This is a genomic window from Pseudarthrobacter woesei (assembly GCF_055412745.1).
This window is the reverse complement of record NZ_JBVAYU010000010.1, coordinates 92,006-113,199: the sequence shown is the minus strand read 5'-3', so window position 1 is coordinate 113,199 and position 21,194 is coordinate 92,006. Positions and strand designations below refer to the sequence as shown.

Here is a 21,194-nt window from a genome sequence, read left to right as displayed (position 1 = left end):
CCAGGCCAATGACAACAAAGCCCAGCACCGCCCTCCGGCCAGCCAGGCACCCCGGGCCCCAGTGGCCCGTGCCTGCCGCCCTGATTCTCCTCAGCCTCATTCCGGTGATCGCCGGGGCATCGCGGCTGACGGAGCTGACCGGGGGTGCCGCCATCACGCCGCAGAACGCGCGGTTCTTTGCCTCCCCTATCCCTGTGGTGATCCACATTGTCAGCGTCACCGTCTACAGCCTCCTTGGCGCCTTCCAGTTCGTTCCCGCGCTGCGCGGCAGGCGCGGCTGGCACCGCATCGCCGGAAGCATCCTGATTCCGGCAGGCCTCTTCGCTGCACTCTCCGGCCTGTGGATGTCGGCCTTCTACCCCCTCCCGGATGGCGACACCGACGTCCCGATCCGGCTGTTCTTCGGCTCGGCAATGCTGGTGAGCATCGTCCTGGGTGTCGTCGCGATCCGACGCCGGGATTTCGTCCGGCACAGCGCCTGGATGACCCGCGGCTATGCAATCGGCGTCGCCGCGGGAACCCAGGTTCTGGTGATCCTTCCTTGGATGCTGCTCGTGGGCACACCCGACGAGGTGACCAGGGCCCTGCTGATGGCGGCGACCTGGGTGATCAACCTCGCGGTGGCCGAGTACATCATCCATCGACGCGCCCGGCTGTCCATGCGGAAGCCCCGTCCTGCCGGCCGGTCCGTTGGCCGATCCGTCGGGGCCGGTGCCGGGCTTCCACGATGACGGGCCGCCGCGTGGGGGCGCTGGCGGGTGGCCGCGACCGCCGATCTGCCGGCGCCCCAACTTTAGCTATTGAATACCCCTAGGGGTGCTACGTGGCGGGTGTGAGGGAAACGATCAGGTCCTCGATGCGGGCCTTGATGTCGTCGCGGATGGGGCGGACGGCCTCGACGCCCTGGCCGGCCGGGTCTTGGAGTTCCCAGTCCTCGTAGCGCTTGCCCGGGAAGATCGGGCAGGTGTCGCCGCAGCCCATGGTGATGACGACGTCGGATTCCTTGACCGCTTCGGTGGTGAGGACCTTGGGGATTTCGGCGGACATGTCGATACCGAGTTCGGCCATGGCCTCGACGGCGGCCGGGTTGACGTTGTCGGCGGGCTGGGAACCGGCGGAGCGGACCTCGATCAGCCCTCCGCTGAGGGTGGTGAGGAAGGCGGCGGCCATCTGGGATCGGCCGGCGTTGTGGACGCAGACGAAGAGGACTGAAGGCTTCCTGGCGGTTTCGGTGCTCATTGGGGTCTCCTGGGGATTGCGGGGATGGGGCGGCTAGAGGGACGCGGCGGGGGAAGTGAAGTAGCGTTTCCGGGCCCAGAGGGCCACATAGACCAGTGCAACAAGAACGGGGACTTCGATCAAGGGGCCCACGACGCCGGCCAGGGCCTGCCCGGAGGTGACGCCGAAGGTGCCGATCGCCACCGCGATGGCGAGTTCGAAGTTGTTGCCCGCGGCGGTGAACGCGAGCGTGGTGGTCTTGGCGTAGCCAAGATCCAGCCACTTTCCGATCAGCATCCCGGCGGCGAAGACCACCAGGAAGTAGACCAGCAGAGGCAGGGCGATCCGGACCACGTCGAGCGGGCGGGAGGCGATGGTGCCGCCCTGCAGGGCGAAGAGCAGGGTGATGGTGAAGAGCAAGCCGTACAGCGCCCACGGGCCCAGCTTCGGCAGGAATATTCCTTCGTACCAGTCGCGGCCCTTAGCCTTTTCGCCGATGGTGCGGGTGAGGAATCCGGCCAGAAGCGGAATACCCAGGAATACCAGGACGGAGGCGGTGACGGCCCAGAACGAGAAATCAGCGCTGGTGGTGGGCAGGCCCAGCCAGGCGGGTAGCAGTTGCAGGTAGAACCAGCCGAGGGCTCCGAACGCGATGACTTGGAAAACGGAGTTGATGGCCACCAGCACGGCCGCGGCCTCGCGGTCGCCGCAAGCGAGGTCATTCCAGATCATCACCATGGCGATGCAGCGGGCCAGGCCCACGATGATCAGCCCCGTGCGGTATTCGGGCAGGTCCGGGATGAAGATCCAGGCCAGGGCAAACATGAACGCCGGCGCCAGGACCCAGTTCAGGACCAGTGAGGTGAACATCAGTTTGCGGTCACCGACGACGCGGTGCGCCTGGTCATACCGGACCTTCGCGAGCACCGGGTACATCATCACCAGCAGCCCTACGGCGATCGGCAGTGAGACCTCCCCGACCTTGACCGCCTCGAGTGCGGTGTTCAGCCCCGGAATGAAGCTGCCCAGCAGCAGGCCCAGGACCATGGCGGCAACAATCCACACCGGCAGGAAGCGGTCCAGGGTAGAGAGTTTGCCAACGACGGCAGCCCCGCCATCAAGGGTGGGCGTCGGGTCGGTCTGGGTGCTCACGGGACTCCTGTGCTGTTCAGCTGTGCTGCCGGACGAAAGATTGATCAATGTCGATATGAAGTATTCCCAACCATATCGATGAATGTCAATCTGTGGGCGCTTTGACGATGAACCCTGCTGAAACTCTGGAACCCGTGCCCAACGCGGCCTGCCGGCCCGGGCATGGGCGATGGCAGCAGCGGTGTTGGCCTCCTGCTCCGGTCGAACGAGCCATGGATCAGAGCATCATGCGGGTGGCAAACGGCGTCAGGCCCGTGAGGCCTCGCAGGTCCCGGCGTGTAAACACCTGGCAAATGCCGGGCAACGCAGCAGGAGTAGGGTGTGCCTTATCTGACGAAGGGGTCCCCATGAGCTACAAATTTCGAACCGTCCGGGTTCGCGGCACTGATCTGATAGGTACCATTGCGCGCAAACACGGAAGTGCGCCCGAGATCTACGAAACCTCGAAGGACCCGAGCACTTCAGTAGTTCCGGTGTACTTCGAGGCAACGGGCGAGGTCCGATTCTTCGACAGGTCAACGCTGGAAGACGTTGTGACGCCGGCCAGCTAGCTGAAAACGCGGCCAAAGGCACGGAACAGGAGGAGCCGGCCGAAATGGACCGCAGCCTCCCGGCGGCAGGGCCCATTCCAGATGATGAAGTTGGGGTACCGGTGTGCCCCGCGACGGCCGGCCACTGTTGCTGCCGCGTCGCTGATTGTTTGCAGGTCCCGGGCTGTCAGTGGAAGGGGTGCCTCGGCAGGGTGCCAGGTGGAGCCGCGCGGAAAGTCCCGGCGCGGCTGTGTCGACATTTCAATGTGGGCACCAAGAACCGCTGTCAACGGATGCGTCGCACTGAATTCGCAGAGGGTGCGAAGCGACGCCTGAAAGGCCGGGAAGTCCTGTACATAGAGGCGGCCCGGATATACGGTGTCTCCGGTCAGAAGAAGGCCGGTGGCCTGATCGTAGATGGCGATGGCCGAGGGATGGTGGCCCGGGGTCGGGATCACCTCAAGCACCCGTCCACCGAGGACAAACAGTGCCGCGCCGTGTGGCCAGCGGTCGATGCCAAAGAACGCGGCAACGTCGTCAGCGGTGTGACCGATTACCCGGGTGAAAGCCCTGCCGGCGAATTGCCCGTCCGCGGCGACGTGGTCACCGTGCGCGTGCGAGTGGGCGACGACAAGTTGATAGCCCGCTCTGGGATGGTCGATGAGCCACCTGCCGATGAGCCCGTCGACGGTTTCCCGGAGGGGGAAAATTACGGCGTCCGCCGTCGCGCCGGTGTCAAGAAGCAGTGCGCGGTCCGAGCCGAACATCAGGTAGAGGAACGGCGCCTCGAAACTGTCCGCCATGCTCTGCCGGAGAATGATGGTGTTCTCCGTGGCCGCATGGACCTGGATCGGCGGCACGGCGCTGGCCCGGTAGGACCGCTCGCCCGCATACCAGCGCACATCGAGATCAAGTTCGTTCACAGCGGTATTGTCCCATTGACCTGCGGGCCACCGGTCTTCGCGGACTCCGGAACAAGCGACGAATGCCGGATTCCACTCGTCTATGACGGGCTGCAGCGCGGCTCCCGGTCACCCCCAATGGTGATCGGCAGCCGGCCCGCGCCCGGTGGCCCCGAATCCTAGGGACGCATTCCTGGCCGCACACTGTTCACACAGGCATTGCGTGGGTTCACGGGGGCCGCCGGAGCCGTGCCGGCGCCGTCACGGCTCCGCTGTCCCGCCGGCGGTTCCGGCCGTTCCGGAGGGCTCCGGAGTGAGGGCTGTCCGGTCAGAGATGTGGGATGTTGCCGCGCAGTCCCGCATGGCTTCAACGCCTTTCACGGCGGCGGCCATGTCTTTATAGGTCTCGGAGAAGGCCAGCAGCGCCCCGGCACCGTCCAGGAGCTGAACCAGGACCCCGCCGTCGGCGCGCACCAATTCGAAGGTACCCGGCGAGGAGCTACGCACGCCCTTGGGGGCGGGGACCGACCGGACCCAATCATCCGGGCGCCGGAACTCGGCCGGGCCGGGTGGGTTCACTGTTCCCCTGCGGGACTCAGAGGGAAGGGATTGGTTCGGCATGCTGGCTCCACGGTGATATTCCATGGCCGCTTCCTGACCTTCTGATGACTATACGGCACGCCCACGCGCTCCGGCTCTTTGTGTCCCATGCCCGCAACCGGCAAGGTCAAGGAACGGGGCGAGCGCCGGTTCCGGACTTTGTAGGCACAATGGACGGGTGACTCCTCCGCCCGTCCCACTGGATCCCGCCGCCGCCCACGGACCCTTCGACGTGGCTGCCATTGGCGCCGGCCTGGCGTTCGCGGAATCGCTGGCGGAGCTCGCCGCCGCGCTGCGGGCGGGAGGGCCGGCGGCAACGGCCGTCGTACAGGCACCCCCCGGCACGGGCAAGACCACGTTGGTGCCGCCGCTGCTCGCCAACATCGCGTCCGGGTACGCCGCAGGGAGCAACGGCCCCCGCATCGTGGTGACCCAGCCGCGGCGGGTCGCCGCCCGCTCGGCCGCCCGGCGTCTGGCCGCGCTGGACGGAAGCCGTCTCGGTGACCGCGTCGGCTACACGGTCCGCGGGGAACGCCATGCGGGTCCGGGCACCCTGATTGAGTTCGTCACCCCGGGCATCCTGCTGCGCCGACTGCTCGCCGACCCCGGCCTGGGCGCAACGGAGGCGGTGATCATCGACGAGGTCCACGAACGCGGACTGGAGACCGACCTGCTGCTGGGCATGCTCGGGGAGGTCCGCCAGTTGCGCGGTGACCTCACGCTCGTCGCCATGTCCGCCACCCTGGACGCGCCCCGCTTCGCCGCCCTGATAGGGGACCACGACGGCGGCGGACCGGCGCCCGTCGTCGACTGCCCGTCCGCGCTGTATCCCCTGGACATCGAATGGGCGCCAGCGTCTGTGCCTCGGCTGGATGAACGGGGAGTCACACGCGCCTTCCTTGACCATGTGGCGGATACTGCCGCGGCCGCCCACACATCGGCGCTCGCAGGCGGCGGGGATATCGATGCCCTGGTCTTCGTTCCGGGGGCGTGGGAAGTGTCCTATGTGGCCACCCGCCTGCGCAGCAGGGTCGGCGCGGAGGTGCTGGAGCTGCACGGTCAGATCGGCCCGGCGGAGCAGGACCGCGCCGTCTCGGGGCGGGAAGCCGGCGGGACCGCCCGGATCATCGTATCCACCGCGCTCGCCGAATCCTCCCTGACCGTCCCCGGTGTCCGGCTGGTGATCGACTCCGGCCTGTCCCGCGAGCCGCGGCGCGACGCGAGCCGCGGGATGTCCGGCCTCGTCAACGTGTCCTGTTCCCGGGCCTCCGCCGAACAACGCGCCGGCCGGGCCGCCCGCCAGGGACCCGGGCGGGCGGTCCGCTGCTACGACCAGCGGACCTTTGGTGCCGCACCCGCGCACCGCACGCCGGAGATTGCGGTCGCTGACCTGACCGCTGCCGCCCTGATGCTGGCCTGCTGGGGATCGCCCGGCGGCCGCGGCCTGGCCCTTCCGGACGCACCGCCCAGGGCGGCCATGGATGAGGCTTGTGAGGTGCTGCGTGAACTCGGCGCAGTGGAACCGGACGGCCACGCAACGGACCTGGGTAAGACCCTGGCCCGGATACCCGCCGACCCGCGGCTCGCCCGGGCCCTGCTGGACGGCGCCGCCGCCGTGGGCAACCGCGCCGCGGCGGAAATTGTCGCCCTCGTTTCAGGGGACCAGCGTGCCCCCGGTGCCGACCTCGCGCGTCTTTTGTCCGCGCTGCGGACCGGCAAGGATCCGGCATCCCGGCGTTGGGCGGAGGACGTCCGGCGGATGGAGACGATAGCGCGCCGGGAGGGCACCGGCATCGCACCCGGTCCGGCGACGGCATCGGTTGCCGCAGCGGAGGCGATCGGTTTCGTCGTCGCGCTGGCATTCCCGGACCGGGTGGCGCGACTTGTCCCGGGCGACGGGCCGCAGCGTTACCTGTTCTCTTCCGGGACGAGCGCTGGACTGCCGGCCGGAAGCTCCCTGTCAGGGCACGAGTGGCTGGCCGTCGCCGAAGTCTCACGCGCCCAGGGCCGCGACACGGCAGGGACCGGTGCCGTCATCCGTTCCGCGGCGCCTCTGACCCCGGACACGGCAGAGGCTGCCGCCCGCCACCTGCTCAGTGGCACCGTGGAGGCGCGGTTCAGCCAGGGCCGGGTCACGGCCCGGCGGGTACGCCGGCTGGGTGCGATCATGTTGTCCTCGACGCCGGTGCGGGCCACCGCCGCGGAGGGACGCGCCGCGGTGGCCCGCTCGCTGGCGAAAGAAGGGCTGGGCACGATCGGATGGTCGACGGCGGCAGACGCCTTGCGCCGCCGACTCGCGCTGCTGCACCGGGTACTCGGCGACCCCTGGCCGGACGTTTCGGAGCCCGCCTTGCTGGCACGGCTGGACGAATGGCTGGCGCCGGAACTTGAGGCCCTGGCCGGCGGGGCCGCCACAAGCGGGATCGAGCTGACCGATCCGCTGCGGCGGCTGCTTCCGTGGCCTGACGCGGCCAGGCTGGGGGACCTGGTGCCGGAACGCCTCGAAGTGCCGAGCGGTTCGTGGGTGCGGATCGACTATCCGGATGTGCGCGACGAGGCCGGCCGTCCCGTCGTCGCGGTCAAGTTGCAGGAGTGTTTCGGCTGGGACCAGACGCCGCGGCTCGTGGGCGGAAGGATTGCCGTGCTGTTTCATCTGCTCTCGCCGGCCAGACGGCCTTTGGCAGTGACAGATGATCTGGCCTCCTTCTGGTCCGGACCCTACGCGCAGGTCCGCGCCGAGATGCGGGGACGCTATCCCCGGCACCCCTGGCCGGTGGACCCGTGGACGGCGACGGCGACGGCGAGGACCAAGCCTAGGAGCTGATTCCGATCGGCTGAGCCATGGTCCGGACATCGGGGTGATGCTTCCAGTCATTCCCGACCTGTGGCGGCAATGCACTGGGCATGCCTGCGGCCGATGGCTATCCTGACAATTATGGGCGTATTGGCAGCAGCGCAGCATAGATGTTCCGCCCCGCCGGTTCACGGCGGGGGCGGCGCCGGGCGGCGCCGCCCCCTACCCGGTGCAGGACTCCGCTGATGGGTTCCTCGGGATACTTCCCGCCGGCCGCGGCTGGCCGCGGGTGGTTCGACGGCCCAGTTGTGCTGGGGGTGGCGTGGGAACCGTCTGAGCGCTTGATCCGGGCGGGCGCGGGCCTGGCAGCCATGCTCGACGCACACCTGATTTGCGCATTTGTGGACCCTGGAAGCTACCTTACGGAGTGGGAACCTGCCGGTTCACGGGCCGGTGTCTCCCTGGATCCGGCCTTCAAGACAGAGTCGGACTTCCCCTCCCGCCAGGTTCGTGAAGGACTCCAGACGATCTTGGGGCAGTCGGGCGATGCATGGTCCTTCAGGGTGCTGAACGGGGCCGTTGCCCAGGCCCTTGGCAGGCTGGCGGAGAGCACGGATGCGTCGGTGCTGATCGTTGGCGGGCAGCGTTCCGGGCGGCTGGCCGCCATGAGCCGGCTGTTGGAGGGATCGGTCAGTGTGTCCCTGACCCGTGTGCAACCCAGGCCCATTCTGGTCGTGCCCCACCGGGGGTCCTGACAGGTTGTCCCGCGGCGTGAAAGTGCAACCCTGCGCGACGTCTTCTGAGCCGGTTTGATTGACGCCAAATATCAACGAGGGCACACTGGTCTTGTGAGCGAACCGGAGAAGGAAACCATTGTCCGTAAGGTCGTTGACCGGCTGGCAGTCCGTTTCCCGGACGCCCCGCGGACGCATATCGCCGGCATAGTCGGGGATGAATACGAATCGTTGGACACCGGCCGGATCAGAATCTACATCCCGACCCTGATTGAACACGCAGCCCGGACCCGGCTCCGGCGCGAGTACGCCAGCCAGCCGCCTGACCACTAGATCCCTTTCGGCCGCGGCCTTTGCCCGGCCCCGGCGTCGGGTCTGGACACGGTGCTGGAGCGGCCGGTGTCTATTTCGAGTCGAGGGGCTGCAGCGGAGAGTTGCGCCAGGTGCGGAAGAACCGTGCCCGGGCTTCCTCTCCGCGCGACTGTTCCAGCGCATGCAGCCGCCCGTAGCTGAACGCGTTGCCGCCGGCAGCCTGTGCCTGGGCCGCTAGCTCGCGCAACAGTTCCCGGGTGACTGCGCTGTCCTGGTGCTCACCCAAAACCTCCTGGATGTCCTCCGCGGCCCGCGCAACCGCGATTGCCCGCTTCCCCAAAACCGGACGCGCCGCTTCTGCCGCATAGCGCAGCCGCTTGGCGCTCTTTCGGACGTCATGAAGTGCGGTGTCCCCGGGCGTTGTTGTGGAATCCATGTCGAGGACACGTACCGCTTTCCGGAGGCGTTTGCCTTCCCTTGTGACGAGGCGGCCCACCGTCCCATGGGCTTTCTTCCGGGAAATTTCGGACAGGGGCGGATCCGCGAGGAAGCCATCGAGCGAATCCAGAAGGCGGAAGTAGCGCTGGCTGTCGAGTGCAGCGAGGCCCGCCTCGTGGGCCGCGTGGGAGGCAGCACCGAAGTGCTCCTCGATCTGCCGGGCAACCGGGCCCAGCAACAGCTCCGGTGGTTCGGCGCTGATCAGGTCCAGCAGCCGAGTCCGCATGACCTCTGTGTCCCGTGCGGCCCCCACAGCGCCGGCCAGCCATTGAAGCTCCGCCCGGAGCAACCCGGCAGTTCCCGGATCGGTGAGCTTTCGGAAGGTCGCAAGGGCTGATCGCATCCTCCGCGCGGCCACCCGAAGCTGATGCACGGCGTCCGGGGCGGCTTCCCGGACGCCCGCGTCCTGTGTTTTCAGGGCCTCAATCTGATGGCTCATGCAGGACACGAGCAATGCCGAGGCCGGTCCGTTCCGCCGCGGGCTCGGAACGGACAGGCGGTCCGGAGGGTACAGGGCGCCCAGGCCGCGGGCGAGTTTAGATGGCAGCGCTGCCGGGAGGTGGCCCGTGGCCGCGAGCAGGGTGTCGGCGGCCTTGAGGAGCCGCTTGGGACCGTCGATGAGTTCGAGTTCCCATTCGCGCCAGGTGGTTTGTCCCCGCGGCTCCACGATGGTTTGCGAATCCACCCGGTCATCGCTGAACTCGGCGAGAGCGGTTCCATCGGCGGCGAAAAGGCGCAGCACGGTGCGCCGGGTCTTCAACCGTGCCACCGGCACGAGGTCCTGATCCCTGGTGTGGGCGCGCACCAGCTGCTTGAGCCGCTGGGGTACCGACGCCGGATCGCTGCCCAGCGCCTCACGAATTTCCCGACGTTTCCCGGCAGCCACGGGGAGCTTCAAATGCCATCCGGCGTCCTGGCCGCCGGTACGCCGGCGCAGGGTGACCCGGCGGGAGGCCAGCGCGAGCCCAGCGGTATCGAAGTAGACGGCGTCAAGGGCCTCGTCCTCGGGAGGCCCGACCCGTTCCACCCCCGGCAACGAGGCCAGGGACGGCAATTCGTCAGATTCGCCGACGTCGTACTTTCGTTCCACTTCGAGTATTTCGGAGACCGCCATTCCTCAGCTTAAGCCGGGTGGCTCTGGAGCGCCCGAGTCTAAAGCCCCCATCAGCGGACGAAACACGGATTTGGGGTACCGTCAGTTCGCGCCGGCGTCGAGTAGGTCCTGGATCCGGCGGGCGATCTCGTCGGTGGGGGTCGAGCGGGTAAAGACGGCCACGACCAGATCGTCCCCGCCGGGCGCGGCAGCGGCGTCGCCTTGCGGCAGCACGCCGAAGATCCTGCGCAGCTCCCGCAACTCGTGGTCCAGGGTCTGGAGGGAGCCCAGGGGCGAGTCCAGCATCATTTCGCGCAAAACATAGTTGTGCGTGGCCGTCACGGCGGCTGCGAAGCGGATGGCGTCAAGGGTTGATGTGCCGGGGAGCGCCTGGCGGAGGTAGTCCGAGAAGAGCCGTTCGTAGCGGGAGACCATGATTGTTTCCCGGTCGCGGAGTGCGGGCACCGCCTGCACCACGTAGTAGCGCTTCTGGGCCTGTCTGCGGCGTGCCGAAAACTTCCCGAAGACCAGCGTCGCGGCGTGGCAGACGGCCGCCCACGGATCGGCATGGCTCCCCGCCAGGTACGCGGTCAGCTCCGCCAGCAAGGCTTCGTGGTCGGCAAAGATCACGTCTTCCTTCGCGCGGAACTGGCGGAAAAAAGTGCTGCGCGAGATGCCCGCCGACTGGGCTATGTCGTCCACGCTGGTCGCGTCGTAGCCGGTGTCGGTGAACAGATCCAGGGCGGCTTCGGCCACGTCGGTGCGGAAATCAGCCATTGATGCCATCCCGGTACAGTAGCAGCGCGTCGCCCTGCCCGCTCACGTGGTGGCTTCCCTGCTGAGCTCCGGGGCGGTGACTTCCGCGGCGGTGAGGTTGAGGGCGCGCAATTTCGACTTCAGGACCTTGCCGGTGGAGTTGTGGGGGAGTTCGTCGGGGAAGATGATCCTGTCCGGGACCTTGAACCCGGAGAGCAGGCCTTTGACGTGCGAGCGGATTTCCTCGGCCGTCACCGGGCTGGAGCCGCTGCGGATCACAAAGGCCACCGGTCGTTCGCCCCACTTCTCATGGGGGACGCCGATCACGGCCACGTTCAGCACCGCAGGGTGGCTGATGATGGCCTGCTCCACCTCGATGGTGGAGATGTTCTCCCCGCCGGAGATGATGATGTCCTTGGCCCGGTCCTTGAGCTGGAGGTAGCCGTCGGGATGCATCACGCCGAGGTCGCCGGTGTGAAACCAGCCGCCCCGGAAGGCGTCGGCCGTGGCCTCGGGATCCTTGAAATAGCCGAGCATAACGTTGTTGCCGCGCAGCACAATCTCGCCCAGGGTGGCGCCGTCGGCCGGCACGTCCCGCATGTCCAGGTCCACGATGCGCGCCGTTTCCGCCTGCAGCATCCCCACACCCTGGCGGGAGATCTTGACGGCCCGGTCCTGGGTGGACAGATCGTCCCACTCGGCCTGGTACTCACAGATCGTGTAAGGCCCGTACACCTCGGTCAGCCCGTAGACGTGGACCACGCTGATCCCGATTGACTCCAGGGAGGTGATGATCGACGGCGACGGCGGCGCTCCCGCCGTCGTGATCCGCAGCGGTGCCTTCAAGGCGTGGGCCCGGGGCGCCTCGGCGATAATGCTGCAGACCGTGGGTGCGCCGCAGAGGTTGGTCACGCCGAGCGTGTCGATGGCGTCCCAGACGCTGTCCGCGCGCACCGCCCTCAGGCAGATGTGGACGCCCGCCACCGCAGTCACGGCCCAGGTGGTGCACCAGCCGTTGCAGTGAAACATCGGAAGGGTCCAGAGGTAGCGCGTGTCGCCGGTGAAGTGGTTGTGGATGGTTTCACCGAGGGAGTTCAGATACGCGCCGCGGTGCGAATACAGCACACCCTTGGGTTTGCCCGTGGTGCCGGAGGTGTAGTTCAGGGTGATGGGGGAGCGTTCGTCCTCGACGCCCCACGGAAGATCGGCCTCCCCGCCCGCAGCCGCGGCGAGGAAGTCCGCATACTGCGTCGCGGAAAACCCCGCCGGAACCGCCGCGGCAACCCCTGCAGCGCCGACCGTGCTGTCCGGCACCTCGACGACGTCGAGCAGCTGGGTCAGGTCCAGGTCCAGCCCCGCCACGGTGCCCAGCAGTTCGGAATCGGCAAACAGGAGCCTGGCTTCGGAATGCTCCAGGATGTACTGGAGTTCCCGGGCTGTCATCCGCGAGTTCAGGGCCACGAGGACGCCCCCGGCCAGGGGGACGGCGAAATGGGCAATCAGGAGCTCCGGAATATTGGGACACAGGAATGCCACCCGATCGCCGGGCCTGATCCTGGCTTTGATTACTTTGGCCAGACGCTGGGCTTCGGCAGCGAAGTCCCGGTAGGTGTAGGAGCGGTCACCGTGGAGGATCGCCGTTTTGTGTCCGAACACTTCGGCGGAGCGCTGCAGGAACCGCAGCGGGCTCAACGGGGTTTCGTTGGGAAGCTCAATGGTGGTCATGGCGAATCCTCAGGCGAAGGCGCTATGTCCGGTGACATCGCGGCCTATCAATAGGGTCTGAATGCTTTGTGTGCCTTCATAGGTATGGATGGATTCGATGTCCAGCAGGTGCCTGATCACGTGGTTTTCCAGCAGGATGCCGTTGCCGCCCAGCATGTCGCGGGCGATGGACGCCAGCTCGCGGGCCTTGCGGGTGTTGTGGTATTTCGCCATCGAGGCCTGGGTGGGGCGCATTTGCCCGGCTGCGTCCAGTCCCGCCAGGTGGACGCAGTGCAGCTGCATGCTGGTGAGCTCGGAGAGCATGTAGGCCAGCCGGTCCTGGACCAGCTGGAACTTCGCCAGCGGTTTGCCGAACTGGGTGCGCTGCGTGGCGTAGCTTAAGGCGGCTTCGTACACTGCGGTGGCGTGGCCGAGGGCGGACCAGGCCACCCCTAGGCGGGTGGCCACCAGGACCGCCGAGGCGTCCTTGAAGGTCCGCGTGCCAGGGAGCAGATTGGCCCCGGGGATGCGGACGTTGTTGAGCCTGATCCGTGCCTGGTGGATGGCACGGAGCGAGGCCTTGCCGGTAATGGGTTCGGCCTCGTAACCTGCACGGTCCTGTTCCACGAGAAAACCGCGGACGTTCCCGGCGTCGTCGCGCGCCCAGACCACCGTGATATCGCCGCCGGAGCCGTTGCCGATCCACTTCTTCTCGCCGCTGAGGACGTAGTCCTCGCCGTCGGGCGTGGCGGTCGTTTCCAGTGCCACGGAATCCGAGCCGTGGTCCGGTTCCGTCAGGGCGAAGGCGCCGAGCATTTCGCCGCGGGCCAACGGCCCCAGCCAGGTAGCCCGCTGCTCTTCGGACCCAAACAGGGCAATCGAGCGCAGCGCAAGGCCGCCCTGGACCGCGATCACTGTGCCCAGCGAACCGTCCCCGCGGGAGACCTCCATGTTGATCAGCCCGGCGGCCAGCGGCGACATGGCCTCCAGCCCCGGCACCTCAATTCCGTCAGCCAGCAGGTTCAGATCGCCCATGCGCTTAGCGAGGTGGCCCGGGAACTCGGCGCGTTCCCAGAAGTCGTTCATTTGCGGCAGGGCCTCGCCGATAAAGGACCGGGCCCGGGCCCACGCTGCGCGGTCGGGGGCGGGGATGTTCGCGAAGACGGCGTAGTAGTCCGTATCCAGTGGTTCGGCGACGTCGTAGTCGGGCATGTGCAGGCATCCTTGGGGAGAGTGGTTCATGAGCGGCGCCGGGGCGCCTTGGAGGATTGGACGGGTGCGCCCGGAAGCTAGTCGGCATGTGCCGGGGCAGGATGGAAATCTCCTCCCCAGACGCGCCGGGACGCGCCGCTCCGGTCCAGCAGCGGTGTGAGGCCGCCCTGGTGGCGGGGGTAGTTGGCGCCGAGCAGCATGCAGAGGTCGACGTCGGCCGGGCCCGCGACCACCTTCTCGGCCAGCATCAGTCCGACCTCCTCCGCCAGGGCATCAAGGATCCGAGCCCGGATGGCGGCTGCATCCGGAACCGGGGCCGCACCGCCGGCGCCGGCAGCCGGCAGCAGCGCGGCCGCCTCGGGAAACACCGCACCGGACTTGTCCAGATACCCGCGCAGCCGGGCCTCCGCAATGGCGGCCAGGCTGGTGCTGACAGGGAAACGGTCAGGGTAGGCGGCATGCATGGCCTCGCAGATGTGCAGCTGCACCGCCGGGCCGATGAATCCCAGCAGCGACAACGGCGTCATCGGCAGCCCGAGCGGGTCCAGGGCATGGTCCGCCAGTTCAGGATCGGAGCCGGCGTCGATGAGCTGCAACAATTCGCAGAACAGCCGGGTCAGGATACGGTTCACGACGAAGCCCGGTGTGTCCGCAACAAGGACCGCGGTCTTGCCCAGCAGCCGGGCGAGCGACGCCGCGGTGGCGAGGCTAACGTCGTCGTTGACGTTGGTCCTGACGATTTCCACGAGCGGGAGCACCGCCACCGGATTGAAGAAATGAAACCCCAGCAGCCGTTCCGGGTGGGCCAGTTCCCCGCCCATCGCCGTTACGGACAGGGACGAGGTGTTTGTCAGCAGCAGCGCATCAGGGCGCAGGAACGGCTCGATCTGCGCGAAGACGGCGCGTTTGACACCCAGTTCCTCGAAGACGGCTTCAATGACCACGTCGCAGTTCCGGTAGTCGTGCTTGTCCTCTGTGCCGCGGATCAGGCCGCCGACCTCCCGAGCCTGCGGCCCGCTGAGCTGGCCCCGGACCACCTGCTTGTCCAGCTGGGCGGTGATCCAGGCCAGGGCGCTGTCGACTTTGGCCGTGGACAGATCGGTGATCAGGACGGGAACACCCAGCTGCCGGGCAAAGACCATGGCGAGCTGGCTGGCCATCAGCCCGGCGCCGATCACCCCGACGCTGCGGACAGGACGCGGTTCGATGCCGGGGACCAGCGCCGGGCGCCGCCCCTCAGGGGCAAGCAGCGCCGCCGCGTAGCTGCCGGCCCAGCTCCCGGGAAGAGGACAGGGATCTCCGCCTGCTTTCGCGAGCGGGCTCTTAACGACGGTGTCAGGTAGCATTCCACCGTTCTACGTGAAACTCAGTGTCAAGTCAAGGGAAACTGAGTTTCAGGGATAGCCGGCGGACTCGGCGGCGCGGCCGGCCGGGATGTCTCATTTCGACACGTTAGTGGGCCGCGGCGTCCCCTGATCCGTAATATTGGAGCTAATACAGGCGCCAGCTTGCCAAGTTCACTGAAAAGGACTAACGACGTTGCCACTCGAAACATTGCCCGTCCTCGACTTCTCCCGATTGAATGCAGGTCCGGCGGAGGCATCCCTGTTTCGAGATGACCTGCGCAACGCCATGCATGAGGTCGGCTTCTTCTATCTGGCCGGCCACGGCGTCCCCCAGGAGTTGACGGACGCCGTCCTCGAGGTGTCCCGCCGCTTCTTCGAGTTGCCCGAAGACCAGAAGCTCGCCGTCGAGAATGTCCACAGCCCGCAGTTCCGCGGCTACACCCGGGTCGGCGGCGAGATCACGGACGGTGCCGTCGATTGGCGCGAGCAGATCGACATCGGCGTCGAGCGCGAGACCGTGGAGCCCGGTTCCGGCGTCGCGGACTATTGGCGCCTCGAGGGGCCCAACCTGTGGCCGGCGGCCCTGCCCGAAATGCGGGCCATTGTCTCGGAGTGGACCGAGCGGCTGAGCGCCATTTCACTGACGCTCCTGCGGGCCGTGGCGGTCTCCCTCGGGGCTCCGGAGGACACCTTCGACGCGGCGTTCGCAGCGCGGGCTTTCCCTCTGCTTAAGGTGGTGCGGTATCCGGGGGAATCCAACCCCGAGCCCAAGCAGGGCGTGGGCTCCCATCGCGACGGCGGCGTGCTGACGCTGCTGTTGGTGGAGCCCGGAAAGGGTGGACTCCAGGTCGACTACCAGGGCAAATGGATTGACGCCCCCCAGGTGCCTGGAACCTTCGTGGTCAACATCGGCGAGATGCTCGAATTGGCCACGAACGGCTACCTCAAGGCAACCCTGCACCGCGTGATTTCGCCACTGCGGGGCACTGACCGGATGTCCCTTCCGTTCTTCTACAATCCGGCGCTGGACGCGACCATGCCCCAGCTTGCGGTGAGCGCGGAGTTCCAGGCCAGGGCCCGCGGACTGTCTGTTGACCCGACCAACAGTCCGATTCTGGAAACCTACGGGGACAACGCCCTGCGCTACCGGCTCCGGGCCCACCCGAATGTCGTCGCAGCGCACCACGCGGACCTGCTCGACGGCTGACGCGCCGACGGCGCGATGATCCGCCAGGACGCGTGGCGCCACCATTGTGTAAGCAGATGCTTACAGATAGGCTCCGGACAGCTGGCGGAGGTGGTTCCGGTCAGCCGCCCGGCGGCCTCCCAGCACCTTGGCATCCTGGTCCAGGCGGGGCCTGTCCGTTCGACCAGCGCAGGCCGCAACCGCCGGAACGAGCTGAATCCCGAAACCCTGATGGACGTCGAAATCTGGGTCCGGGCGCTCTTGGATATCCGGGCCGACGCGCCCTCATTGTCGCTGACCCGCCCTCCCTCCCGCCCTGCCGTAGTGAAGGGAATCACATGACCGAACCCGTGTATTTCGTGGAACTCAACAGCCCCAATCACTCAGCGTCGGCGGAGTTCTTTCGGGCCGTGTTTGGCTGGGACCCGCAGCCCTTCGCGGCACCGGAGTATCTCGTCGCTCCGCACGGGGAGGCGAGCGGGGTCGACAGCGCGATCTCCCTTCGCGGGACGGACAACCGAGGAGTGTCCCTGTCATTCGCGTCGCGGATCTTGACGCGGCGCTGACCGCGGTGGAGGCCAACGGCGGCGCCGTCGTCGTTCCTGCGTTCGGGCTCGGCCAGATGGGGAAGGCCTGTTACATAACTGACCCGGCGGGTGTGCTGGTGGGGCTGCATTTCTACTACCCGCCGCAGTAAGGTCTTGAGGACAGACGCTCGGGAGATCCGCGCTATGCCGATCACGCGTGGTGACGGTGGGTTCCTCGGTTCGTTGGGCTCATATGGCTAAACATGGATATCTGGCTGCGGCCGAGGAGGCCCCCGTAGGGCCTGACCAGGGCTGGGCGTAGGGTGGGATTCAGACGATAGGAGCACTTTATGAAGAAAATTCTCATGGTACTGACCAGCGTTTCCGAGATCGGCGATACGGGTGAGAAGACCGGCTACAACGTGGCCGAGGCTGCACATCCCTGGAAGGTCTTCAAGGATTCCGGGCATTTCGTCGACTTCGCGTCCATCCAGGGTGGCCAGCCCCCGCGCGACGAGGTGGACTCAGAAGATCCCATCCAGGTGGCCTTCACGGAGGACGAGGCCACGCGTGCCGGTCTCTACAACACTGCCCGCGTCGACGTCGTTGATCCCGAACAGTACGACGCCGTCTATCTCGTAGGCGGCCACGGCACCATGTGGGATTTCCCGGACAGCGAAGGCTTGCAGAATCTGGTGGCCAGCGTCTACAACGCCGGCGGCCTGGTGGGTGCGGTCTGCCACGGACCGGCCGGCCTGCTGAACGTGGAGCTGGAGAACGGGCTTCGCCTCGTCGAGGGCCGGAAGGTGGCCGCCTTCACCAACGACGAGGAGGTTGCCGCAGGGAAGGACAAGGTCATCCCATTCTTTTTGGCAGACCGACTTGAGGAACAGGGCGCCACCCACGTCTCCGCTGATGTCTTTGAGGAGAAAGTTGTGGTTGACGACCGGCTGGTGACCGGCCAGAACCCGGCTTCAGCCGCCGGCGTGGCCAAGGAGATGGAGAAGCTCTTCGCAGCGGTCATCCACCAGGAAAAAGCCGAGGAACAGCACGGGGCGGAGGCTCTGCGCGCCGAGAAGGACGCCGAGAAAAACGCCAAGAAGGCTGCCGCGGAAGAGCACTAACACCAACCGCGCACTGAAACTGACGGCCACCCCGGCAATGGGGTGGCCGTCCGTTGTCGTAAGTGCGCCGGCAACCACACTGTCCAACGCCTGGCCGACCTGCGTCAGATTCGGCGCTCCACGATCTATGGCCACCCCTACGGCCACCTCAGCACATCAGGACGGGGGATTCCGTTGGCCGTTGCCCCGGAGTCCCTGGTTCCCATAGCCCGGGATCCTCGCCGCTCCCACGGAACCTCTGCGCCGGTTCAGGGTATTACCGCTGGTGCGCGCGAACCGCCGCTGTCACTTCTTCTGACGACCCTGCACCACACTCACCCGCACCATGCCCGCGACCCCCGGGCACATCGTCTTTTGGCGTGCCCGGCCAGCACGGCCAACGAGAGACAGTTCCCGCCGTGACAGATTTTCGTTCCACTCCCTATGACCGCAGGCAGCTCCTCAAAGCCGCTCCTACAACGACCAGCTGACCCAGACCAGCCTGGATCCGTTCTCCAAACAGTCGGGTATCCAGACCACCCTGCTGGCCAACACCAGCCTTGCGGCCCTCAAAGCGCAGGTCCAGTCCGGCGACGTCCTGGGACCAGAAGGTCATCCCCGATGCGCAGGCCCCTAAAGACTGGGCGCAGTTCTTCGACCAGGACAAAGACAACACCAAGCGCTCGGTATACAACCAGCTCTCCGACAGTTCAGTGCTCGAAGCCGCGCTGCTGGCCGACGGTGTCCCGTTCGACAAGATCTACCCGCTCGACGTCGACCGCGCATTGCGGGTCCTGGGGCACCACCCCGGCAAGGACCGCCTGCTCTACCACGCAACCAACCAGGAGCCGATCCAGCAGCTCACCTCCGGCGAGGTTTCGCTCTCCACCAGCTTCAACAACCGGATCAACGCCGCCCGCAACGACGGCGCGAAACTGAACTTTTCCGCCGAAAACGCCGTCCTGGCCGGCGACTACTTCGTGGTGCCGAAGGGGGCGAAGAACAAGGAAGCCGCCTTCAAGCTGATGAACTTCATGTCCAACGACGCCGAGGCCGGCGCCGCGTTCGACACGGTCACCAACCTGACCCTGGCCAACACCCCGGCCCTGTCCAAGCTGCCCAAGGAAGTCGCCGACACACTTCCCACCAGCCCCCGGTCCGCGACGACAAGTGGTGGTCGCAGAACCTGAAGAAGACCGAGCAGCAGTTCAAGCTCTGGCAGGCCAGCTGAGATGAGCAACGCAACTCTGGAACGGACCCGGCCGCGGGGCCGTGGTGCGCCTCCTTCCGCTGATGCCGCACCCCGACGGCGGCGCAGCGGCTGGTGGCTGCTGCTGGCCCCGATCCTTGCTTTCGACGTCGTGCTGTTCCTGACGCCGCTGGGCAAAATGGTCGGAGCAAGCTTTGCCGAGAACGCCTACCGGCGGGTCCTCGAGGACCCGCTCGTGTTGCGCGCGCTGGTCAACACCCTCACCATCAGCCTCGCCAGCACCATCGTGACGGTGGTGCTCGGCTACATCATCGCCATGGTCATGTGGCGTTCCGGGAACGTCGCCCGGGTGATCCTGTTCGCCGTCGTGCTTCTGCCGTTCTGGACCGGCATCCTGGTGAAAAACTTCGCCTGGGCGGTCCTGCTGCAGGACAACGGGATTGTGAATGCGTTCCTCAGGGAATCGGCCTGACCGGCGGTCCGATCCCGCTGCTGCACAACCGGTTCGCTGTGATCGTCGGCGTGGTGCACTGTCTCCTGCCGTACGCGGTGTTCCCGATCTTCTCCTCGCTGACGTCCATCGATGACAGGCTTGGACTGGCGGCCCGCTCCCTGGGAGCGCGGGAAGGAGCGGTCTTCCGGTGGATCACGCTGCCGCTGAGCGTGCCCGGCATTTCCGCCGCCGGGCTGCATGGTGGGCAGCATCGTTCCCATCGGCCTGGCGCACGAAGTGATCGCAACTCCTTACGTGTACCTGACCACCCGTGCCAGCCTCGCGGGGCTCAACCCGGCGCTGGTCCGGTCGGCGCAGAGCCTCGGGGCCGGTGCGCTGTCGGTCCTGCGGCACGTGTATCTGCCCGTCATCCTGCCGGGCCTGATCTCCGGGGCGCTCTTCGCCTTCTCGGTCTCCATTGACGAGACGGTGATGTCCCTGTTGATGCAGTCCCCGGGCGCCACTACCTTGCCGGTCAAGATGTTCACGGATATCCAGTTCAACCTGACCCCGAAAATCGCGGTGTCGTCCGCCCTGCTGGTCAGCGTGGCGACCGTTGGACTACTTCTCCAGGTCATGTTTGTCCTCAAGCGCCGCTCCTCAGCCCGGATGCTGCCCCTGGCCGTGTCCGCACAAAAGTGAAGGAAAGTCGATGACCGCACCAGCAATTTCCGCGGAGTCAACCCTCCGCCCGGGAGGCACCGCCGCAGGCGCCATTGAGCTCCGCCAGGTCAGCAAAAGCTACGGCGACGTGGTTGCCGTGGACCAGCTGGACCTCACCATCCAGCCGGGGGAGTTCGTCACCCTGCTGGGCCCCAGCGGATCCGGCAAACGACCACCATGATGATGGTGGCCGGGTTTGAAGAACACACCGCCGGTTCAGTACTCATCGACGGCAGGCCCGTGGACACGCTGCCGCCCCGGGAACGGAACCTGGGCGTCGTGTTCCAGAACTATGCGCTGTTTCCGCATATGAGCGCGCTGGAAAACGTGGAGTTTGCGCTCCGCATGAGGAAAGTTCCGCGTGCCAAGCGTCGGCAGCGGACCGCGGCGGCCCTGGACCGTGTGGGCCTGGGCACGATGGGCGACCGCAAGCCGCGCCAGCTTTCCGGCGGGCAGCAGCAGCGGGTGGCGCTGGCCCGGGTCCTGGTCGTCAACCCGGCGGCCCTCCTGCTGGACGAGCCGATGGCAGCCCTGGACAAGCGCCTGCGTGAGCAGATGCAGGAGGAGATCAAGACCCTGCAGAAAAGCCTGGGCATCTCCGTGCTGTTCGTGACGCATGACCAGGACGAGGCCATGGCCATGTCGGACCGGATCGTGGTGATGAGGGACGGGAAAATCGTCCAGTCCGGGCCGCCGGAGGAGGTGTACAACCACCCCCTCACGGACTGGGTGGCCAATTTCCTCGGCGACACCAACCTCATTCCGTGCACCATCGTTGAGCGCGATGGGGCGGAAGCTGTTGTGGATCTCGGCGGACTCGGCCTGGCGAAGGTCAGGGACCGCGGCGCCAGCGGCGAGAAGTACGCCGTCTCCATCCGCCCGGAGCACCTCAAATTCAGCCCTCGTGCTGCTGCCCCAAACGGCTGCGCCGCGACGCTGGTGTCCTCCACGAATCTGGGCGCTACTGTGCGCCACCGGTTCACGGCCGGCGGACATGAACTCCAGCTGCGCGAGCTGAGTTCAGAGAACGGTGCGGCTATGCTGCCGGATGAGGAGCTATGGGTGGGCTGGGATCCGGACAAGGCCCAGCTGCTGGTTCTGGAACCCTGACCCGGGACGCCCGGGCGGGGGATACCCCGTGACATGGGGGCAAGCTATTGG

Annotated in this window: 22 protein-coding genes; 13 read left to right on the top strand and 9 right to left on the bottom strand. The window is 66.8% G+C overall.

Going from position 1 to position 21,194, the window contains the following annotated elements:
• Nucleotides 1-8 precede the first annotated feature (8 nt).
• Nucleotides 9-731: a DUF2306 domain-containing protein gene (locus ACZYZE_RS14745; RefSeq protein WP_463908482.1), complete on the top strand. Its 723-nt coding sequence runs from the start codon at nt 9-11 to the stop codon at nt 729-731.
• An 88-nt stretch (nt 732-819) separates the two neighbouring features.
• Here the strand turns inward: ACZYZE_RS14745 and ACZYZE_RS14740 are convergent, their stop codons facing one another.
• Nucleotides 820-1,239: an arsenate reductase ArsC gene (locus ACZYZE_RS14740; protein WP_459318070.1), complete on the bottom strand. Its 420-nt coding sequence runs from the start codon at nt 1,237-1,239 to the stop codon at nt 820-822.
• A 33-nt stretch (nt 1,240-1,272) separates the two neighbouring features.
• The gene (gene arsB, locus ACZYZE_RS14735; protein WP_463908479.1) at nt 1,273-2,370 is read right to left on the bottom strand and encodes an ACR3 family arsenite efflux transporter; all 1,098 of its coding nucleotides are present in this window, start codon (nt 2,368-2,370) and stop codon (nt 1,273-1,275) included.
• 347 nt (nt 2,371-2,717) lie between these two features.
• On the opposite strand from arsB, the gene ACZYZE_RS14730 reads away from it, so the two are divergent.
• Nucleotides 2,718-2,921, top strand: a complete 204-nt coding sequence (locus ACZYZE_RS14730) for a hypothetical protein (RefSeq protein ID WP_459318068.1) — start codon at nt 2,718-2,720, stop codon at nt 2,919-2,921.
• Here the strand turns inward: ACZYZE_RS14730 and ACZYZE_RS14725 are convergent.
• Nucleotides 2,918-3,823 carry an MBL fold metallo-hydrolase gene (locus ACZYZE_RS14725; protein ID WP_463908478.1) on the bottom strand — a complete coding sequence of 302 codons (906 nt, stop codon included), beginning with the start codon at nt 3,821-3,823 and terminating at the stop codon, nt 2,918-2,920. The two genes, ACZYZE_RS14730 and ACZYZE_RS14725, sit on opposite strands and share 4 nt — an antisense overlap.
• Nucleotides 3,824-4,063: 240 nt before the next feature.
• Nucleotides 4,064-4,423, bottom strand: coding sequence for a DUF1508 domain-containing protein (locus ACZYZE_RS14720; protein WP_463908476.1), 360 nt, complete (start codon nt 4,421-4,423; stop codon nt 4,064-4,066).
• Between the two features lie 157 nt (nt 4,424-4,580).
• Here ACZYZE_RS14720 and hrpB point away from each other — a divergent pair, with 157 nt between their 5' ends.
• From hrpB to ACZYZE_RS14705, 3 genes are all read left to right on the top strand, one after another.
• Nucleotides 4,581-7,226 (top strand): ATP-dependent helicase HrpB, encoded by a 2,646-nt coding sequence (hrpB, locus tag ACZYZE_RS14715; RefSeq protein ID WP_463908474.1) that lies wholly within the window; start codon nt 4,581-4,583, stop codon nt 7,224-7,226.
• 215 nt (nt 7,227-7,441) lie between these two features.
• A complete protein-coding gene (locus ACZYZE_RS14710) occupies nt 7,442-7,951 on the top strand; it encodes a universal stress protein (protein WP_463908472.1) in 510 nt (169 codons plus the stop codon).
• A gap of 93 nt (nt 7,952-8,044) precedes the next feature.
• Nucleotides 8,045-8,263, top strand: coding sequence for a three-helix bundle dimerization domain-containing protein (locus tag ACZYZE_RS14705; RefSeq protein ID WP_459318063.1), 219 nt, complete (start codon nt 8,045-8,047; stop codon nt 8,261-8,263).
• 70 nt (nt 8,264-8,333) lie between these two features.
• Here the strand turns inward: ACZYZE_RS14705 and ACZYZE_RS14700 are convergent, their stop codons facing one another.
• The 5 genes from ACZYZE_RS14700 to ACZYZE_RS14680 all read right to left on the bottom strand — a co-directional run bounded on the left by ACZYZE_RS14700 (nt 8,334) and on the right by ACZYZE_RS14680 (nt 14,851).
• Nucleotides 8,334-9,854 carry a CYTH and CHAD domain-containing protein gene (locus tag ACZYZE_RS14700; protein WP_463908470.1) on the bottom strand — a complete coding sequence of 507 codons (1,521 nt, stop codon included), beginning with the start codon at nt 9,852-9,854 and terminating at the stop codon, nt 8,334-8,336.
• A gap of 81 nt (nt 9,855-9,935) precedes the next feature.
• Nucleotides 9,936-10,619, bottom strand: coding sequence for a TetR/AcrR family transcriptional regulator (locus ACZYZE_RS14695; protein WP_463908468.1), 684 nt, complete (start codon nt 10,617-10,619; stop codon nt 9,936-9,938).
• A gap of 33 nt (nt 10,620-10,652) precedes the next feature.
• Nucleotides 10,653-12,314, bottom strand: coding sequence for an AMP-binding protein (locus ACZYZE_RS14690; protein WP_463908466.1), 1,662 nt, complete (start codon nt 12,312-12,314; stop codon nt 10,653-10,655).
• Between the two features lie 9 nt (nt 12,315-12,323).
• Nucleotides 12,324-13,505 (bottom strand): acyl-CoA dehydrogenase family protein, encoded by a 1,182-nt coding sequence (locus ACZYZE_RS14685; protein ID WP_463908464.1) that lies wholly within the window; start codon nt 13,503-13,505, stop codon nt 12,324-12,326.
• 77 nt (nt 13,506-13,582) lie between these two features.
• Nucleotides 13,583-14,851 carry a 3-hydroxyacyl-CoA dehydrogenase family protein gene (locus ACZYZE_RS14680; RefSeq protein WP_463908462.1) on the bottom strand — a complete coding sequence of 423 codons (1,269 nt, stop codon included), beginning with the start codon at nt 14,849-14,851 and terminating at the stop codon, nt 13,583-13,585.
• Between the two features lie 193 nt (nt 14,852-15,044).
• On the opposite strand from ACZYZE_RS14680, the gene ACZYZE_RS14675 reads away from it, so the two are divergent.
• From ACZYZE_RS14675 to ACZYZE_RS14640, 8 genes are all read left to right on the top strand, one after another.
• The gene (locus tag ACZYZE_RS14675; RefSeq protein WP_459318057.1) at nt 15,045-16,058 is read left to right on the top strand and encodes an isopenicillin N synthase family dioxygenase; all 1,014 of its coding nucleotides are present in this window, start codon (nt 15,045-15,047) and stop codon (nt 16,056-16,058) included.
• Between the two features lie 90 nt (nt 16,059-16,148).
• Nucleotides 16,149-16,379 (top strand): ArsR/SmtB family transcription factor, encoded by a 231-nt coding sequence (locus ACZYZE_RS14670; protein WP_463908460.1) that lies wholly within the window; start codon nt 16,149-16,151, stop codon nt 16,377-16,379.
• A gap of 535 nt (nt 16,380-16,914) precedes the next feature.
• The gene (locus ACZYZE_RS14665) at nt 16,915-17,688 is read left to right on the top strand and encodes a type 1 glutamine amidotransferase domain-containing protein (RefSeq protein WP_463908458.1); all 774 of its coding nucleotides are present in this window, start codon (nt 16,915-16,917) and stop codon (nt 17,686-17,688) included.
• 539 nt (nt 17,689-18,227) lie between these two features.
• Nucleotides 18,228-18,857, top strand: a complete 630-nt coding sequence (locus ACZYZE_RS14660) for an extracellular solute-binding protein (protein ID WP_463908456.1) — start codon at nt 18,228-18,230, stop codon at nt 18,855-18,857.
• Nucleotides 18,858-18,899: 42 nt separating this feature from the next.
• Nucleotides 18,900-19,349, top strand: coding sequence for an ABC transporter permease (locus ACZYZE_RS14655; protein ID WP_463908454.1), 450 nt, complete (start codon nt 18,900-18,902; stop codon nt 19,347-19,349).
• A 222-nt stretch (nt 19,350-19,571) separates the two neighbouring features.
• The gene (locus ACZYZE_RS14650; RefSeq protein WP_463908452.1) at nt 19,572-20,012 is read left to right on the top strand and encodes an ABC transporter permease; all 441 of its coding nucleotides are present in this window, start codon (nt 19,572-19,574) and stop codon (nt 20,010-20,012) included.
• Between the two features lie 10 nt (nt 20,013-20,022).
• Nucleotides 20,023-20,214, top strand: a complete 192-nt coding sequence (locus ACZYZE_RS14645; protein WP_463908449.1) for a hypothetical protein — start codon at nt 20,023-20,025, stop codon at nt 20,212-20,214.
• 5 nt (nt 20,215-20,219) lie between these two features.
• Nucleotides 20,220-21,143: an ABC transporter ATP-binding protein gene (locus ACZYZE_RS14640; RefSeq protein ID WP_463908447.1), complete on the top strand. Its 924-nt coding sequence runs from the start codon at nt 20,220-20,222 to the stop codon at nt 21,141-21,143.
• Nucleotides 21,144-21,194: the final 51 nt, after the last annotated feature.

Bases quoted from the DNA above. Each gene is read 5' to 3' on its own strand.
- ACZYZE_RS14740 (WP_459318070.1), bottom strand. From the start codon at position 1,239: ATGAGCACCGAAACCGCCAGGAAGCCTTCAGTCCTCTTCGTCTGCGTC.
- ACZYZE_RS14645 (WP_463908449.1), top strand. From the start codon at position 20,023: ATGACCGCACCAGCAATTTCCGCGGAGTCAACCCTCCGCCCGGGAGGC.
- ACZYZE_RS14680 (WP_463908462.1), bottom strand. From the start codon at position 14,851: ATGCTACCTGACACCGTCGTTAAGAGCCCGCTCGCGAAAGCAGGCGGA.
- ACZYZE_RS14690 (WP_463908466.1), bottom strand. From the start codon at position 12,314: ATGACCACCATTGAGCTTCCCAACGAAACCCCGTTGAGCCCGCTGCGG.
- ACZYZE_RS14695 (WP_463908468.1), bottom strand. From the start codon at position 10,619: ATGGCATCAATGGCTGATTTCCGCACCGACGTGGCCGAAGCCGCCCTG.
- ACZYZE_RS14665 (WP_463908458.1), top strand. From the start codon at position 16,915: ATGAAGAAAATTCTCATGGTACTGACCAGCGTTTCCGAGATCGGCGAT.
- ACZYZE_RS14730 (WP_459318068.1), top strand. From the start codon at position 2,718: ATGAGCTACAAATTTCGAACCGTCCGGGTTCGCGGCACTGATCTGATA.
- ACZYZE_RS14720 (WP_463908476.1), bottom strand. From the start codon at position 4,423: ATGCCGAACCAATCCCTTCCCTCTGAGTCCCGCAGGGGAACAGTGAAC.
- ACZYZE_RS14685 (WP_463908464.1), bottom strand. From the start codon at position 13,505: ATGCCCGACTACGACGTCGCCGAACCACTGGATACGGACTACTACGCC.
- ACZYZE_RS14745 (WP_463908482.1), top strand. From the start codon at position 9: ATGACAACAAAGCCCAGCACCGCCCTCCGGCCAGCCAGGCACCCCGGG.
- ACZYZE_RS14655 (WP_463908454.1), top strand. From the start codon at position 18,900: ATGAGCAACGCAACTCTGGAACGGACCCGGCCGCGGGGCCGTGGTGCG.
- ACZYZE_RS14700 (WP_463908470.1), bottom strand. From the start codon at position 9,854: ATGGCGGTCTCCGAAATACTCGAAGTGGAACGAAAGTACGACGTCGGC.
- ACZYZE_RS14710 (WP_463908472.1), top strand. From the start codon at position 7,442: ATGGGTTCCTCGGGATACTTCCCGCCGGCCGCGGCTGGCCGCGGGTGG.